This window comes from Pseudomonas oleovorans subsp. oleovorans (genome assembly GCF_002197815.1).
Classification (GTDB): Bacteria; Pseudomonadota; Gammaproteobacteria; order Pseudomonadales; family Pseudomonadaceae; genus Aquipseudomonas; species Aquipseudomonas oleovorans.
In genome coordinates this window covers 22,729-38,525 of the sequence record NZ_NIUB01000025.1, presented here as the reverse complement: position 1 = coordinate 38,525, position 15,797 = coordinate 22,729, and the positions used below count along the sequence as shown (strand labels likewise).

At 64.0% G+C, this 15,797-nt stretch carries 15 protein-coding genes; 5 read left to right on the top strand and 10 right to left on the bottom strand.

The window, feature by feature from the left end:
• Window positions 1-212: 212 nt before the first annotated feature.
• Both ppk1 and hemB read right to left on the bottom strand, forming a co-directional pair.
• Window positions 213-2,396, bottom strand: coding sequence for a polyphosphate kinase 1 (gene ppk1, locus PSOLE_RS15415; protein ID WP_074857533.1), 2,184 nt, complete (start codon window positions 2,394-2,396; stop codon window positions 213-215).
• Between the two features lie 19 nt (window positions 2,397-2,415).
• Window positions 2,416-3,429, bottom strand: a complete 1,014-nt coding sequence (gene hemB / locus PSOLE_RS15410) for a porphobilinogen synthase (RefSeq protein WP_039964252.1) — start codon at window positions 3,427-3,429, stop codon at window positions 2,416-2,418.
• 213 nt (window positions 3,430-3,642) lie between these two features.
• On the opposite strand from hemB, the gene PSOLE_RS15405 reads away from it, so the two are divergent.
• On the top strand, window positions 3,643-4,197 hold the full coding sequence (locus PSOLE_RS15405) for a DedA family protein (RefSeq protein ID WP_074857536.1): 555 nt from the start codon (window positions 3,643-3,645) through the stop codon (window positions 4,195-4,197).
• Here PSOLE_RS15405 and PSOLE_RS15400 read toward each other — a convergent pair.
• Window positions 4,165-5,409: a sterol desaturase family protein gene (locus PSOLE_RS15400; RefSeq protein ID WP_074857539.1), complete on the bottom strand. Its 1,245-nt coding sequence runs from the start codon at window positions 5,407-5,409 to the stop codon at window positions 4,165-4,167. The two genes, PSOLE_RS15405 and PSOLE_RS15400, sit on opposite strands and share 33 nt — an antisense overlap.
• A 175-nt stretch (window positions 5,410-5,584) precedes the next feature.
• Between PSOLE_RS15400 and elbB the strand changes: the two genes are divergently transcribed.
• A complete protein-coding gene (gene elbB / locus PSOLE_RS15395) occupies window positions 5,585-6,244 on the top strand; it encodes an isoprenoid biosynthesis glyoxalase ElbB (RefSeq protein WP_074857541.1) in 660 nt (219 codons plus the stop codon).
• Between the two features lie 310 nt (window positions 6,245-6,554).
• A complete protein-coding gene (locus PSOLE_RS15390; protein ID WP_003458608.1) occupies window positions 6,555-7,022 on the top strand; it encodes a thioesterase family protein in 468 nt (155 codons plus the stop codon).
• A gap of 137 nt (window positions 7,023-7,159) precedes the next feature.
• Here the strand turns inward: PSOLE_RS15390 and PSOLE_RS15385 are convergent, their stop codons facing one another.
• From PSOLE_RS15385 to PSOLE_RS15360, 6 genes are all read right to left on the bottom strand, one after another.
• Window positions 7,160-7,609: a YaiI/YqxD family protein gene (locus PSOLE_RS15385; RefSeq protein WP_004373364.1), complete on the bottom strand. Its 450-nt coding sequence runs from the start codon at window positions 7,607-7,609 to the stop codon at window positions 7,160-7,162.
• Window positions 7,610-7,661: 52 nt separating this feature from the next.
• Window positions 7,662-7,997: an enhanced serine sensitivity protein SseB C-terminal domain-containing protein gene (locus PSOLE_RS15380; RefSeq protein WP_055984536.1), complete on the bottom strand. Its 336-nt coding sequence runs from the start codon at window positions 7,995-7,997 to the stop codon at window positions 7,662-7,664.
• 127 nt (window positions 7,998-8,124) lie between these two features.
• The gene (locus PSOLE_RS15375) at window positions 8,125-10,014 is read right to left on the bottom strand and encodes a cytochrome c/FTR1 family iron permease (RefSeq protein ID WP_074857544.1); all 1,890 of its coding nucleotides are present in this window, start codon (window positions 10,012-10,014) and stop codon (window positions 8,125-8,127) included.
• 250 nt (window positions 10,015-10,264) lie between these two features.
• Entirely contained in the window at window positions 10,265-10,897 is a 633-nt protein-coding gene (locus PSOLE_RS15370; RefSeq protein ID WP_074857546.1) for a LysE family transporter, read from the bottom strand.
• Window positions 10,898-10,960: 63 nt separating this feature from the next.
• The gene (locus PSOLE_RS15365) at window positions 10,961-11,500 is read right to left on the bottom strand and encodes a mechanosensitive ion channel family protein (protein ID WP_074857549.1); all 540 of its coding nucleotides are present in this window, start codon (window positions 11,498-11,500) and stop codon (window positions 10,961-10,963) included.
• Window positions 11,500-13,413 carry an ATP-binding cassette domain-containing protein gene (locus tag PSOLE_RS15360; RefSeq protein ID WP_074857552.1) on the bottom strand — a complete coding sequence of 638 codons (1,914 nt, stop codon included), beginning with the start codon at window positions 13,411-13,413 and terminating at the stop codon, window positions 11,500-11,502. The genes PSOLE_RS15365 and PSOLE_RS15360 overlap by 1 nt, the downstream gene beginning before the upstream one ends.
• Before the next feature lie 38 nt (window positions 13,414-13,451).
• Between PSOLE_RS15360 and PSOLE_RS15355 the strand changes: the two genes are divergently transcribed.
• Entirely contained in the window at window positions 13,452-13,895 is a 444-nt protein-coding gene (locus tag PSOLE_RS15355; RefSeq protein WP_074857555.1) for a TIGR02444 family protein, read from the top strand.
• Here PSOLE_RS15355 and PSOLE_RS15350 read toward each other — a convergent pair.
• Window positions 13,892-14,755 (bottom strand): AlgP family protein, encoded by an 864-nt coding sequence (locus PSOLE_RS15350; protein ID WP_074857558.1) that lies wholly within the window; start codon window positions 14,753-14,755, stop codon window positions 13,892-13,894. The two genes, PSOLE_RS15355 and PSOLE_RS15350, sit on opposite strands and share 4 nt — an antisense overlap.
• Window positions 14,756-14,948: 193 nt before the next feature.
• On the opposite strand from PSOLE_RS15350, the gene PSOLE_RS15345 reads away from it, so the two are divergent.
• The gene (locus PSOLE_RS15345) at window positions 14,949-15,596 is read left to right on the top strand and encodes an FKBP-type peptidyl-prolyl cis-trans isomerase (RefSeq protein ID WP_074857561.1); all 648 of its coding nucleotides are present in this window, start codon (window positions 14,949-14,951) and stop codon (window positions 15,594-15,596) included.
• Window positions 15,597-15,797 lie beyond the last annotated feature (201 nt).

Sequence of the window (15,797 nt, the reverse complement as noted above, 5' to 3'; positions counted from 1 at the left end):
GCGGGTGAAACCCGCCAGGACCACAAAGCCCCTCTCCCGCACTTCGGGCACCCCGCTCCGCGCCACGGCCTGATCGCCAGCGATCAGGCGCTCATCGGCGTAGGAAGTGCTTCAAAAAACTACGGCACGCGGCCATCTAAGCCCTCTCCCGCCCTTCGGGCACCCTCTCCCATAAATGGGAGAGGGTCATCAGATGGCCGCAAGCGGCCTTTTTAACGCGTCACGATCACTGGTGCGGTCAGTTTCTCCAGCAAGCCTGACTGCGCGCTACGCGGGTTCTGGTTACCGGTTGGCTGCAACCGTACATAGCGGCCGTCGGGTTGCAACACCCAGGCCTGGGTGTTGTCGGTCAGGTAGCTTTCCAACTCCTTCTTTACGCGCATGATGAGTTTCTTGCCCTCCACCGGGAAGCAGGTCTCGACACGCTTGTCGAGGTTGCGCTCCATCCAGTCGGCGCTGGACAGGTAGATCTTCTCGTCACCGCCATTGAGGAAGTAGAACACCCGCGTATGCTCGAGGAAGCGACCGATGATCGAGCGCACCTGGATGTTCTGCGACACTCCGGCGATGCCCGGGCGCAGGCAGCACATGCCGCGCACCACCAGGTCAATCTTCACCCCGGTCTGGCTGGCCTTGTACAGCGCGCGGATCACCTTGGGGTCGGTCAGCGAGTTGAACTTGGCGATGATGTGCGCCGGCTTACCTTCGGCCGCTGCGGCGGTTTCCTTGGCGATCAGGTCGAGCAGGGTTTTCTTCAAGGTGAAGGGCGCGTGCAGCAGCTTCTTCATGCGCAGGGTCTTGCCCATGCCAATCAGCTGGCTGAACAGCTTCGACACGTCCTCGCCCAGAGCCACGTCGGCGGTGAGCAGGCTGTAGTCGGTGTACAGCTTGGCGTTGCCGGCGTGGTAGTTGCCGGTGCCCAAGTGTGCATAGCGGACGATCTCGCCGTTCTCGCGACGCAGGATCAGCATCATCTTGGCGTGGGTCTTGAAGCCCACCACACCATAGATGACTACCGCCCCGGCAGCCTGCAGACGGCTGGCCAGGGCCAAGTTGGACTCTTCATCGAAGCGCGCACGCAGCTCGATCACCGCGGTGACCTCCTTGCCGTTACGCGCCGCCTCCACCAGAGCATCGACGATTTCCGAGTTGGCCCCGGAGCGGTACAGCGTCTGCTTGATCGCCAGCACGTGCGGGTCTTTCGCCGCCTGGCGCAACAGGTCCACCACCGGGGTGAAGGACTCGAAGGGGTGCAGCAGGAGGATGTCCTGCTTGCTCACCACGCTGAAGATGTTCTCTGCGTTCTGCAGCAGCTTGGGGATCACCGGGGTAAACGGCGCGTACTGCAGCTCCGGGCGGTTATCCAGGCCGGTGATGCTGAACAGGCGGGTCAGGTTGACCGGGCCGTTGACCTGATACAGCTCGCCCTCGGTCAGGCCAAACTGCTTGAGCAGGTGGTCGCGCAGGTGTTTCGGGCAGGTGTCGACCACCTCCAGACGCACCGCATCGCCATAGCGACGGCTGAACAGCTCGCCGCGCAGGGCGCGGGCCAGGTCTTCGACGTCCTCGGTATCCACCGACAGGTCGGCGTTACGGGTCAGGCGGAACTGGTAGCAGCCCTTGACCTTCATGCCCTGGAACAGGTCATCGGCGTGGGCGTGGATCATCGACGACAGGAACACGTAGTTGTCGCCGGGGCCGCCGACGTCTTCCGGCACCTTGATGATACGCGGCAGCAGGCGTGGCGCCGGGATGATGGCCAGACCGGAGTCGCGACCGAAGGCATCGACGCCCTCAAGTTCGACGATGAAGTTCAGGCTCTTGTTCACCAGCAGCGGGAAGGGGTGCGTCGGGTCGAGGCCGATGGGGGTGATGATCGGCGCGATCTCGTCGCGGAAGTAGCGGCGTACCCAGGCCTTGAGCTTGGTGGTCCAGAACCGCCGGCGGATGAAGTTGATGTTGTGCTTGGCCAGCGCCGGGAATAGCGTGTCGTTGAGAATGGCGTACTGTCGCTCGACCTGCTCGTGCACCAGTTCGCTGATGCGCGCCAGCGCCTGGTGCGGCTGCAGGCCGTCGGCACCGGCCTGTTCACGGGCGAAATTGATCTGTTTCTTCAGGCCGGCGACGCGGATCTCGAAGAATTCGTCGAGGTTGCTGGAGAAGATCAGCAGGAACTTCAGACGTTCGAGCAGCGGATAGGACTCATCCAGCGCCTGCTCCAGCACCCGGATATTGAACTGCAGCTGCGACAGTTCACGGTGGATGTACAGGCTGCTGTCATCCAGGCTGGGGATCGGGGCCGGCGGCGGAGTTTCCACCACTGGCGTCTCGGCGACCACCTCAGCCTGAGGCGGGTTATTGTCGAGCACTTCGCTGTTGAGTCCTTCGCTGTTCATCGCTGGGTTCCTGAGAGCGTCATCGCTCTTGTTTTAGCAGTTCTGCCGCCCGTACGGCGAAATAGGTGAGGATGCCATCGGCACCGGCACGTTTGAAGGCGGTGAGTGACTCCAGTATGACCGCCTCACTCAGCCAGCCGTTCTGGATCGCCGCCATGTGCATGGCGTACTCGCCACTGACCTGATAGACGAAGGTCGGCACCTTGTAGGCATCCTTGACCCGCCAGAGGATGTCCAGATAGGGCATGCCGGGCTTGACCATGACCATGTCGGCGCCTTCGGCCAGGTCGGCCGCCACTTCATGCAGCGCCTCGTTGCCGTTGGCCGGGTCCATCTGGTAGCCGAGCTTGTTGCCCTTGCCGAGGTTGGCCGCCGAACCCACCGCATCGCGGAACGGGCCGTAGTAGGCGCTGGCGTACTTGGCCGAGTAGGCCATGATGCGCACGTTGACGTGGTCGGCCAGCTCCAGCGCCTCGCGGATCGCCTGCACACGGCCATCCATCATGTCCGACGGCGCCACCACCTGGGCACCGGCCTCGGCATGCGACAGCGCCTGCTTGACCAGCGCATCGACGGTGATGTCGTTCTGCACGTAGCCGGATTCGTCGAGGATGCCGTCCTGACCGTGGGTGGTGAAGGGGTCGAGCGCCACGTCACTGATCACCCCTAGTTCGGGGAATTTCTCACGTAGCGCGCGGATCGCGCGCTGGGCGATACCGTCCGGGTTCCAGGCCTCGGCGCCGTCGAGGGATTTCTTCTCCAGCGGCGTCACCGGGAACAGCGCCAGCGCCGGAATGCCCAGTTCGACCCAGTGCTCGGCTTCCTTGAGTAGCAGGTCGATGGACAGGCGCTCGACGCCCGGCATCGACGGCACGGTTTCACGGCGGTTTTCGCCGTCGAGGACGAACACCGGCAGAATCAGATCATCGACGCTCAGGCGATTCTCACGCACCAGGCGGCGAGAGAAATCATCGCGGCGATTGCGACGCAGACGGGTGGCAGGGAACAGACGATTGGCGGGGGTAACGCTCACGGCAGACTCCAGAGCCCGCACGGGCGGGCCAGTGTGACGGTTATAAGCGGGCATTATGACCAAATGATGACAGCCGCATGACGCAATGCGACTGCGGGTCGCAGCCAGGGCGGCGGCAATGCCACGAAACCTGGCCATTGTGGCATGAAGCGCCACCTTCCGGGTTCCTCGCGGTCAGAGTAGTCTTCAGCACCCCCACATCGAGCGCACTGCATGCTCCAAGATCTGATCCGCCAGTTCGGCTATCCGGCATTGGTACTGGGCACCTTCCTCGAGGGTGAGGTATCCCTGCTGCTGGCAGCCTACATGGCCGTGCGCAACGTGCTGGAGATCGAATGGGTGGCGCTGTGCGCCTTCCTCGGCACCTTCGCCAGCGATCAGCTGTGGTACTACCTTGGCCGTCGTCACGGCCGCGCACTGCTGGCGCGCAAACCGCGCTGGCAGCCGCTGGGCGAACGCGCCAGCGCACTGATCCAGCGCCATCCTGACCTGTGGGTGCTGTGCTTCCGCTTTCTCTACGGCCTGCGCACGGTGATGCCGCTGACCATCGGCCTGTCCGGCTATTCCTGGCGCCGTTACCTGCTGCTCGATGCCATCGGTGCCGGTGTCTGGGCCGGCGGCATCAGCCTGCTGGCCTACAGCCTGGGCAATGCCATGGGCGGCTTGCTGGAAGAACTGCGCAACTACCAGGTCATCCTGCTCGCGGCCGTGGTCCTGCTGCTCTGCCTGGCCTGGCTAAATCGGTGGCGTCAGCGCCGGCGCAGCTGAACCGCGAGCCCACCATATGCCCAACAGGCTGACCAGGCTGTAGGCGATCAACCACATCCAGGCAGTCACATTCAGGGTCAAGATGCCCAGCTCGCCAGCCAGCCAGAATGCCGGCAGGTTGCTCGCCAGGCGCAGACACTCCAGCTGCCAGGCATGCCTGCAGTTCTCCAGCCATATACCGATGCTGCATAGCCCCAGCGCTATCCACAGGCAGGCCAATAGCACAGCGCCCGTCGAGAGCGCGTCGCCCTGCGCCAGCAGCCAGACACCGGCCAGCAGGTAACAGATGAACTGCAGCAGCGCGTAGAGCTGTGCAGCACGCGCCAATGGCACCTCGAACTTGCGGAACTGACTCAAGTCCGCCTTGGCCTGCGGGTAACGCGCCGCCACGTCGGCCGGACGCCAGCCGGTGGGCATGAACCAGATGCGCAGGCGGTCCCACCAGGCGCCGGCGCGTCTGGCGTCGCGCCACAGCCCGGCGTAAACCTGCAGGTTGGCCCACAACGGGTTCCAGCTGGCCAGCGGCACGGTTACGCCGAAGATCACCGGCTCTTCGTCGAGCTCCTCCTGGAAGGTGCCAAAAATTCGATCCCAGACAATGAACACACCGCCGTAATTGCGATCCATGTAGATAGGATTCTGTGCATGGTGCACGCGGTGGTTGGACGGGGTGATGAACAGCCACTCGAACCAGCCCAGTTTGGGGATATGCCGGGTATGCACCCAGAACTGATACAGCAGGTTCAGGGCGGCAACGCTGAGGAAGACCAGCGGCGGCACGCCGACCAGCGCCATCGGCAGATAGAAGATCCAACCAAAGATGAAACCGGTGCTGGTTTGCCGTAACGCGGTGGAGAGGTTGTAATCCTCGCTCTGATGGTGCACCGCATGCGCGGCCCAGAGCACGTTGCGCTCATGGCCCAGACGGTGGTTCCAGTAGTAGCAGAAATCGTAGAAGACGAAGGCGAAGAGCCATACCCAGAGACTGCTTTCGGACAACTCGAACAGCGCCAGCTGCTCCCAGGCGAAGGCGTAGGTCAGCAGGCCGACCACCTTGGTGAGAATCCCGGTGGCCTGGGACAGTACGCCGGCACTGAGGCTGTTAAGGGCATCGGCCAGGCGATAGGTGCGCATGCCGCGCCAGCGGTCAGCGAGCAATTCCAGGCCGATCAGCAGGAAGAAGAAGGGCACTGCGTAGAGAACATAATTCATGACTGCGCCGTATCGTTGTACTTGTGTCGGGAATGAGCTGTTATTGATCCTATGCGCAGCTTCGCCAGGCTTCGCGGCGGCAAATGACAGTCCGAGTGGCATTTGGCGACAATCCAAGAATTGGTAGTACCCGCGCCCGCTTCACGGTCGCGTCTTTCCTCACCAGGAGTCGAGCATGAGCAAGAAAGTGGCAGTGATTCTGTCCGGCTGTGGCGTCTACGATGGCGCCGAGATCCATGAAAGCGTGATCACCCTGCTGCGCCTCGACCAGCGTGGCGCCGAGGTGCAGTGCTTCGCTCCCAACGTGCCGCAGTTGCACGTGGTCGATCACTACAGCGGCGACGAGATGGACGAGACGCGCAACGTCCTGGTGGAATCGGCGCGCATTGCCCGCGGCAAGATCAAGGACGTAAAAGAGCTGCATGTGGCCGAGTTCGACGCACTGATCCTGCCCGGCGGCTTCGGCGTAGCGAAGAACCTCTCCGACTTCGCCACCAGTGGCGCCGGCTGCACCGTGCAGCCGGACGTACTGGCCGCGTGCAAGGCCTTCGTCGATGCCGGCAAGCCGGTCGGCCTGATGTGCATCGCCCCGGTACTTGCGGCGAAGATCTTCGGTGCCGGCGTGGTCTGCACCATCGGCAGCGATCATGACACCGCCGCCGCCCTGACCCAGATGGGCGCCGAGCACCATGAGTGCGAGGTCAGCGACATCATCGAAGACAGCCAGCGCAAGCTGGTGACCACGCCGGCCTACATGCTCGCCCAGTCCATCGCCGAGGCAGCGTCGGGCATCAACAAACTGGTCGACCGTGTACTGGAGCTGGCGCACCACTGACTTACGCTATGTAGGGGCTTTGTAGGGTGGGCGGGAAGCGTTCCGCTTAAGCTTCAGTATCGATCCGCGTGGGCTGAAGCGCAACGCCGCCCGCCCCACCCTACAAAGTTCAGGGTTCCTGTCTGTAGGGTGGGCTTTAGCCCACCAATGGCGATCAATGTGGGATAAAGCGCAACGCCGCCCGCCCCACCCTACCAACCAGCACCACTACAGGGCGCTTCGGTCATTGGCCAGGGCAGTCTGGCCGCGCCGCTGGTCAAACCGCTTGGGCTGCGGCAGCGTGGCGACAGGATTTCCCGGAGCCCCTGCCATGTCCCAGCCCTTCGTCCTCAGCCCCGACCTGCAACAGGCGGTGGCCAGTTTCTTCCAGCGCATTCCCTTCAATCAGGTGCTCGGCATCGAGCTCGATGAGCTGAGCTCCGAGCGGGTGACCATGCACCTGCCGATGAAGCCCGAACTGATCGGCAACTTCGTCCACGGCATCCTGCACGGCGGGGTGATTTCCTCGCTGCTCGACGTCTGCGGCGGCGCCATGGCGCTGATCGGCGCCTTCGCCAACCACCAGCACCTGCCGCCAGCCGAACGCATGAGCAAACTGTCCAAGCTCGGCACCATCGATCTGCGCATCGACTACCTGCGCCCCGGTCGCGGTCAGCGTTTCACTGCCACGGCCACGCCACTGCGCGCCGGCAACAAGGTGGCGGTGATTCGTATGGAGCTGCATAACGACGAGGGCGTGCTGGTGGCGGTTGGCACCGGCACCTATCTGTGTGGCTGACGGAGTCCGCCCAGGCTACAACTGTGCGTCTGAACGGATGCCTTTGTAGGAGCGAGCTCTGCTCGCGAAGCGCCCTGCCCCAGGAAATTCGCGAGCAGAGCTCGCTCCTACGGTCATTGCCTCGGTAGCCGAGGCAGCTAGCGACTCAGCCGTGTGAGAATTCGATCCAGCGCATTGGCGAAGGCCTGCCGGTCCTTTTCCGAATACGGCGCCTGGCCACCACCCACCTGCCCCTGCTCGCGCAGGTCGGTGAACAGATTACGTACCGCCAGACGCTCGCCCATGTTGCGCTCGTCGAACTCGCGACCACGCGGGTCGAGTGCGGCGACGCCCTTCTTCACCAGGCGGTCGGCCAGCGGCACATCGCTGCAGATCACCAGCTCGCCAGGCACCGCGTGCTCCACCAGATGATCATCGGCCGCATCCGGCCCGCTGGGCACCACAATCAGTTTCACGCAGGCGAAGTTCGGCCGCGCCACGGCCTGCCCGGCCACCAGCACCACTTCGAAACCCCGCTTGAGGGCAAACTTGACCACTTGATCCCGCGCCGCCCGAGGGCAGGCGTCGGCGTCGATCCATACACGCATGCAGCTACTTCCGCAGAGAAACCAGCGCCCAGTATGCCAGCAGGCGCGAGGCTCAGGCCTGGTAGAACGGTTCGCAGCGCTCACGCACGGCGCGCGACAGGTTGTCCTCGGCCAGTTCGATCAGATCCAGCTCCACCTCGTCCGGCAGCAGCTCCGCTACCAGCGCAGCCAGGCGACGCTGGCCACTCATGTCGGCGCCGGAAATTGCCAACAGCAGCCGCGGCTGCAGACCGATGGCTGGATCACGCAACGCAGCGAGAAAGGCCTCACGTATGGCAAGTTGGGTACAGGCCGCTGAGAGTGCCTGCTCCAGGGTGGGGTGACGCAATACAGCCAACGCCAGATCGGGGCTGTCGGCGTAGTGAGTGGAATGGATCGAGGAAGACATGCGCGCACTCGGCAGAGGAATTGGAAGCAGCCTAGGTGCACTGAGACCAGGTGTCGTAGCGGCGGTTCACGCTATGACACAACGAGGGCGGGCAAAGCTCGCCCTCGTTCCAACCTGAGTAGACTGTCTAGGCCTGCTCGACCATGCGTCGACGCTCCCCTAGCAGGCTGCGCCCGTACAGCAGCGCGATATCGGCCAGCGCCAGGCCCTGCGCCGACAGGCTCCAGGCATCGGCATGAATGCCCAACCAGTCGAACTCGAAGAAGGCTACCGGACGCGTGCCGAGCACACCGGCCTCCTGCAACGCGGCCACACCATGGCCGGCGAAGACCACGGACAGCACGCACAGCAGCACCGCGTTGACGCCGAAGAAGGTCGCCAGCGGCAGTTTGCGCGAACCACGCAGGATCACCCAGGCCAGGCCGATCAGCAGCACCAACGCCGCACCGGCGCCGGCCAGCACCGCACCGTGCCCGGCAGGGCCGGCCTGCAGCCATAGGGTTTCGTAGAACAGAATCACTTCGAACAGCTCGCGATACACCGAGAAGAACGCCAGCATGGCGAAGCCGAAACGGCCACCACCGCCGACCAGGCTGCTCTTGATGTAATCCTGCCAGGCCGCTGCGTGGCGACGATCATGCATCCACACGCCAACCCACAGCAGCACCACGCTGGCGAACAGCGCCGTGGCGCCCTCCAGCAGCTCGCGCTGGGCGCCGCTGATGTCGATCAGGTAGGCCGCCACCGCCCAGGTCGCGACACCGGCCAGCAATGCCAGACCCCAGCCGATGTGCATACTGCGTACCGCCTGCTGCTGCCCGGTATTGCGCAGAAAGGCGAGGATCGCCGCCAGCACCAGAATCGCCTCGAGCCCCTCGCGTAGCAGAATCAACAGGCTGGCGAAGAAGCTCAGGCTGTCATCCATGGCACCATCGGCCAGCAGCACCGCAGACTTGTCCAGCTCGACCTTGGCCTGTTCCAGCGCCTGTGCCGCCTGTGCGACGCCAGCGCCATCCTGCAGCGCCTGTCGATAGGCCATCAAGGCGCGCTCAGTGGTCTTGCGCTGCACTGCATCGAGGTTGTCGAGAGCGCTTTCGACCAGTTCGAAGCCTTCCAGGTAGGCGCCGACGGAGAGATCATAAGCCTGCTCGCGATCACCCTCGCGATAAGCCTGCAGGCTGCGCTCCAGGGTCGTGCGGGTGTAACCGATGAGCTGCTGGGGACCACGCTGCTCCACTACCGGATGCGCGCGCAGGGCGCGGAACGCGGCGACATCGCCGCCGGTGGCGGCGATCTCGGCAGGCGTGCGCCCTGCCAGCTCGCTCATGGCAAAGTGTGTCTGGCTCTGCGCCGGTGCTGTTGTGAAACCGGCGATGTAGGCAGCCAGATCCCAGCGTTGACGCTCGTCGAGCTGATCGGCGAAGGCCGGCATATCGGTGCCTTCGATGCCCAGACCGAGGGTGTTGTAGAGATCGTAAAGGCTCAGCCGATCCAGACGCGCGGCATCACGCAGATTGGCCGGTGCTGGCTCCAGACCGATACCGGCAGGTCCATCGCCCAGGCCGGTGTCGCCGTGGCACACCGAGCAGTGCTGAGCGTAGAGCGGCGCGCCGCGCTCCGGGTCCGGCGTCAGCACTGGGCTCTGCACCACCTGATAGACCTCGGCCAGACGTGCGCCCAGTTTGCGGGCGGCGCCAGCAACCTCCTCGCCCGGCAGGCGCTGAGCAATTGCCTGACGCAGATTGCTGACGCCCTGCTCCAGCTCGGCGCGGCCGGCCTGAGCGGGCAAGGCGACGATCAGGCCCTGCAGTACATCGAGAAACTCCAGTTGCTCCTGATATTCACCGGCATCGATAACCTGACCGCCCGCAACGGTGGCCGGGTAATCAGCGCCGATGTAACCGATCAGGTGCAACGCCTGTGCGGCACCGTCGAGGGGCTCGCCAATGGCGAGAAAGCTCAGGCTGGCCAGCAAAGGCAGCATCAGCCAGGAAAGAGAGAAGCGAAAGCGGGTCATTAATGCATCCCAAACGAGAATGGGTGGCATTAAATTGTTACTGGCTTAACGATTGAGCACAAGAAGGATATGAAATATTCAGTAACAAACTGCCGAGCGGAACCTGAAGGACCGCCTGGCCCGCACAGGCGGGCATGCAGAACTTGCGAATCACCTGGGCTCCAGCCTTCGCGGGAGTGACGATGAATGGCTTTTTCAGAACATCCCTGGCAAACGCCATCGGCCAGCGTTGAACGATAGCGACCGAAACTCAGACTGCCGCGCGCTTGACCGTCGCCAACAGGCCGGCCGCAGCTGCGAACAAGGCGGCGAAACTGCGATTCATCACCCGCTGCTGGCGCGGCGTGCGCAGCAGGCGCAGTACACGCGAGGCAAGACCGGTATAGCCGGCCATGACGATCAGATCGACGCTGATCATGGTCACGCCCATGACCAGATACTGCGCCACCAGCGGCGCGTGCGGATCGATGAACTGCGGCAGTACCGCAAGCATGAAGACGATGGCCTTGGGATTGCTGAAGTTGACCAGAAACCCACGCAGCACCAGGCTCAGTGGCCGGCCGATAGGACGCTCAGCCGCGCCGGCATCCAGATCGCTGGGCAGCGCGACCCACTGTTTGTAGGCGAGAAACATCAGATAGGCCACGCCGAACCACTTGATCAGGCTGAAGGCCAGTGCCGAAGTCGCGAGGATGGCGCCCACACCGGCGGCGACGATGGCGATCTGCAGCGCCAGACCGAGCTGCAAACCGAGCGCGTTCCAGTAACCGCGCCAGAAGCCGTACTGCATACCGGCAGACATCGAGGCCACGGCACCGGCGCCCGGCGACAGGCTGATCACCCAGCAGGCGACGAAGAAAGCGAGCCAGGTTTCCAATGCCATGATGCGTACCTCGGGTAGCTGAAATCAGGAAAATAGCGCTACAGCCTACTCCTGGCGCCATGCTCAGCGCCAGCGGCGCACCGACTTCTGGAAGAACAGACTGTTGGGCACCTGCAGCACGGCGCCAACGGCCTCTTCACTGAGATCCTGCAGGGTGGTGTAGAACAGGTTGATGGCGATGACCCGCCCTTTCACCCCGGGCTTGTCAGCACTTTCGATCACCTCGACCGTATCGCCGATACGAAACGGCCCCATGGTGAAGATCAGCAGCGCGCAGAACATGTTCGACAGCACGCTCCAGATGGCGAAGAACGCCACCGCCGCCACAGCGGTGAAGCCGGTCAGCGCCGTCCACAGCACGGTCGCGGAAACACCCAGGCGCTCAAGCACCATGAGCAGCGCGCTGCCCATGATCAGCCAGCGCACCAGGCCGCGCAGCGGCTGCAACACTTCAGGTGGCAGCAGGCTGTAGCGGTCGCCAAGGCGGCTGATGGCACGGGTGAGGATGCGCTGGGCAAACCATGCCAAAAAGATGATCAACAACACCTGGCCGGTGCGAATCAGCGGATCGCGCCAGGCCGTCAACAGTTCAAGCTGCTCCATCACTCGGCATCCTCCAGTTGCTGCTGCAACGCCTCCAGGGTTTCCAGTGCCTGCAGCCAGGTTTCTTCCAGTTCAGCCTCACGCGCCTTGAACTGCGCCTGTTCGGCCAGACGCTGGCGCAGTTCGTCCTTGCGCGCGGCCTCGTACAGACCGCTGTCGCCCAGCTGGGTTTCAACCACGGCGAGCTTTTCCTGCACCTTGCCCAGCTCCTGTTCGAGCTTCTCGGCCTGTTTCTTGTGCGGCGCCAGTTGCTGGCGCAGCGCCGCCGCAGCCTGGCGCTGGGCACGCTTGTCGGTTTTCTCCGCCGCGCTGTCAGGCACTGCGCCGGGCGGTGCCTGGCGCTGGCGGTAGTCGATCAACCAACGCGCGTAGTCGTCCAGATCACCGTCGAACGGCACCACGCGGCCATCGGCGACCAGCAAAAACTCGTCGGTGGTGCTCTTGAGCAGGTGACGGTCGTGGGAGACCACCACCACGGCACCGGCGAACTCCTGCAAAGCCATGGTCAGTGCCAGGCGCATTTCCAGGTCGAGGTGGTTGGTCGGCTCATCGAGCAGCAGCAGGTTGGGCTTGCCCCAGGCGATCAGCGCCAGGGCCAGGCGCGCCTTCTCGCCACCGGAGAAGTTCACCACCGGCTCGTCGCAACGCGCGCCGCGGAAGTCGAAGCCGCCGAGAAAATCACGCAGGGTCTGCTCGCGCTCGGCCGGTGCCAGACGTTGCAGGTGCAGCAACGGGCTGGCCTGGTCATCCAGGGCATCGAGCTGGTGCTGGGCGAAATAGCCGATCACCAGGTTCTCGCCTCGGGTCAGGCTGCCACCGAGTGGCTGCAGTTCGGCCGACAGGTTCTTGATCAGCGTCGATTTGCCCGTACCATTGGGGCCGAGAAGGCCGATGCGCGCGCCGGGCACCAGGCTCAGCTTGACCTGCTGCAGCACGGTCTTGTCGCCATAACCGAGGCGACCTTCGCTGAGGCTGAGCAGTGGTGTGGAAATCTTGTCGGCCTCGCGGAAGACGAAGTCGAAGGGCGAGTCGACATGCGCCGCGCTCAGCTCTTCCATGCGCTCCAGCGCCTTGATCCGGCTCTGTGCCTGACGGGCCTTGGTGGCCTGGGCCTTGAAGCGGGCGATGTACTTTTCCATGTGCGCGCGCTGCGCCTGCTGCTTTTCGTACGCCTGTTGCTGCTGGGCCAGACGCTCGGCGCGGGTGCGCTCGAAGGCCGTGTAGCCACCGCGATACAAATTCAGCTTGCGCTGCTCGACATGGGCGACGTGGTCGACCACGGCATCGAGAAAATCGCGGTCGTGGGAGATCAGCAGCAAGGTGCCGGGGTAGCTTTGCAGCCAGCCTTCCAGCCAGAGAATCGCGTCCAGATCCAGGTGGTTGGTCGGCTCGTCGAGCAGCAGCAGGTCGGACGGGCACATCAGCGCCTGGGCCAGGTTCAGGCGCATGCGCCAGCCACCGGAGAAGTCGCCGACGCGACGATCCATCTGCGCGTTCTCGAACCCCAGGCCGGCCAGCAGCTTGCGCGCACGGGCATCAGCGGTATAGCCGTCGGCGCTGTCCAGCTCGCTGTGCAGGCGAGCGATGGCCGCACCATCATGCGCCTGCTCGGCGGCAGCCAGTTCGGCCTGCACGCGGCGCAGGTTGTGATCGCCGTCGAGCACGTAATCCACCGCCAGCCGATCGAGGTTGTCGACCTCCTGACGCATATGGGCGATGCGCCAATCACCGGGCAGCAGGCAATCGCCGGCATCAGGCGTCAGCTCGCCACGCAATAGGGCGAACAGGCTGGATTTACCGGCGCCATTGGCACCGATCAGGCCGGCCTTGTGACCGGCGTGCAGGGTCAGCTCGGCGCCTTCGAGAAGACGCTGCGGGCCACGCTGTAGAGTGAGGTTCTGGAGTCGGATCATAATGGCGGCGGAGTCTACCAAATCGCCCCGGAGGCCGCGTGCAGGATCTGTGGAATTTCGCCCTCGAACTCTACGCCAGAGCAGGCGTGGAACAGGCCTGTCTGGAGTTGCAGGAAACAGGTAGTGACGTTTGCCTGCTGCTGACCGGTGCCTGGTTGCAGCGGCGCGGTGTGCGCTGCCTAGATGAGCGCCTGCAGGCACTGCAGCAAGCGGCTGCCCCTTGGCAACGCGAGGTGATCGCACCCTTGCGTCAGGTACGCCAAGACTGGCGCGCGAATGCAAGCCAGGATGCGGAACTGGCAGCCTTACGTGAGCAGGTCAAGAAACTGGAACTGCAGGCCGAGCGGGTATTGCTCGATCGTTTGCAGGCACTGGCCGAGAACTGGCCAAACGAGGCAGGCGGAGACGATTGGCTGATTCGCCTGGCCGGAGGGAACAGCGCCGCGCTGCAGGTGCTACGCGGCGCCGTTGATCGCCCTTAGGACGCGCTCGGACTATCCGGGGCGGTGGCCCCATTGGTGGTCGCAGGAGCAGCAGGGGCGGCCGGAGCAACCGCTGCGGCGACTGGCTTGGCAACTGCTGGCTTGGCCGGAGCCTTCTTCGCCGGAGACTTGGCAGCGGCTGGTTTCTTCACCGCAGCCGGCTTGCTGACCGCTTTGCTCGCGGGTTTTGCAGGCGTGGCCTTGGCAGCCGGCTTAGCAGCAGCTTTGGCGACCGGTTTACTGGCTGCTGCGGGCTTGGCCGGTGCTTTTACTGCAGCAGGCTTGGCTGCCGGTTTGGCGGCAGCTTTCGGCGCAGCGGGTTTTGCCGCAACAGCCTTGCTGGCAGCTGGCTTAGCCGCAGGTTTGCTGGCTGCCGCCGGTTTCGCTACTGGCTTGGCGACGGGTTTGCTCGCCGGTTTGGCAGTAGCCGGTTTGGCGGCCGGAGCAGCGGCGTTGGCCTCGCGTACATCCAGCGCCTTACCAGCGGCTTCCTTCACTTTGCCTACGCCCTGGGCCAGCTTCAGGCTTTCCTGGGCATCACGCTTGAGCTGGGCGATGTAGGTGCGGGTTTCGCTCTGGCTCGCCTTGAGCGAGTCGAGCAGCTCCTCCAACTCGGCGACTGCGTCCTTGGCTTTGGCTTGCGCCTTGGCCTTGCCGGCAACAGCAGCGTCCTGCAGCTTGCTGCGAGCCTTGTGCAGTTTTTCCTGCGCCTTGCCGCGCTGCTTCTCCAGCTTGGCGAGCAGTTTCTCGGCGTCAATCAGCGCTTGCGAGCAGGCATTTTCCAGGTGTTCGAGCAGGCTGGCAGACAGTTGGTGCAGCAGGTGCAACGGGGTAGTGATGGACTTCTTCTTGGCCGACATGGCGCGCCTCCTGGCGGATGTGAACGCGCCCATACTAGACGCAGCCGCGAGGGCTCGCCATAGGCCTTTTGGCGAGCCGAGCAGATGCCGAACCGCGCTGGCATAATCGCCGAGGCCTTTTGCCGTTTCAGCGCACGCTGCGGCGCCGCGTAACCTCAACAGCCCCTAAGCATCTCGATCGGGAGACACCGTAATGAGCCGCGCCGTACTAGCCGTCCTCGCTATCTGCAGCAGCCTGGGCGTACAGGCTGACCAGCACCAGCAGGATCTGGCCTACAGCTTGGGCGTACGCCTTGGCGAGCGCCTGCACGAAGAGGTGCCTGACCTGCCACTGAGCGAGCTGCTCGAAGGCTTGCGCCAGGCCTACGAGGGCAAGCCCTTGCGACTCGACGCAGGTCGAATCGAGCAGCTGCTGGATGAACACGAAGCGCGTATCGAAGCCTCGCCACAGCGCCACACCAAAGCCATCGAAACCGAGCAGCGCTTTCTCGCCGAGCAAGGGCGCCGCCCGAACGTGCGGACGCTGGCCAATGGCGTGCTGGTGACGGAGCTCAGCCCTGGCAGCGGCCCGACGCCCACCGCTCGCAGCCGAGTACAGGTGAGCTACCGCGGCGAACTGGCGGACGGCAGCGTCTTCGACGAGAGCAGCACACCGCAGTGGTTTCGCCTGGATAGCCTGATCGGCGGCTGGCGCAGCGCACTGCTGCAAATGCCGAAAGGCGCTCACTGGCGCCTGGTGATTCCATCGGATCAGGCTTACGGGGAGGAAGGTGCGGGCGACCTGATACCGCCCTATGCGCCACTGGTGTTCGATCTACGCCTGCTCGACGTGGCCGACTGAAGGCCAGCCTGCCGGCCTGATGCCGATCCGATCAGGTTGCTGACGCGGCCTTGCGTAGGAGCCCCGCCCCGGGGCGAAGCTTTTCAAGTGCGTTCAAGTGCGCACCGTCCGGATTCGCGGCGAGGCGCCGCTCCTACAAATTTGATGCGGCGACGCTTGACTGACTGGCGTCAGCCTGACGGCCCGGAGTGCTCCGGACCA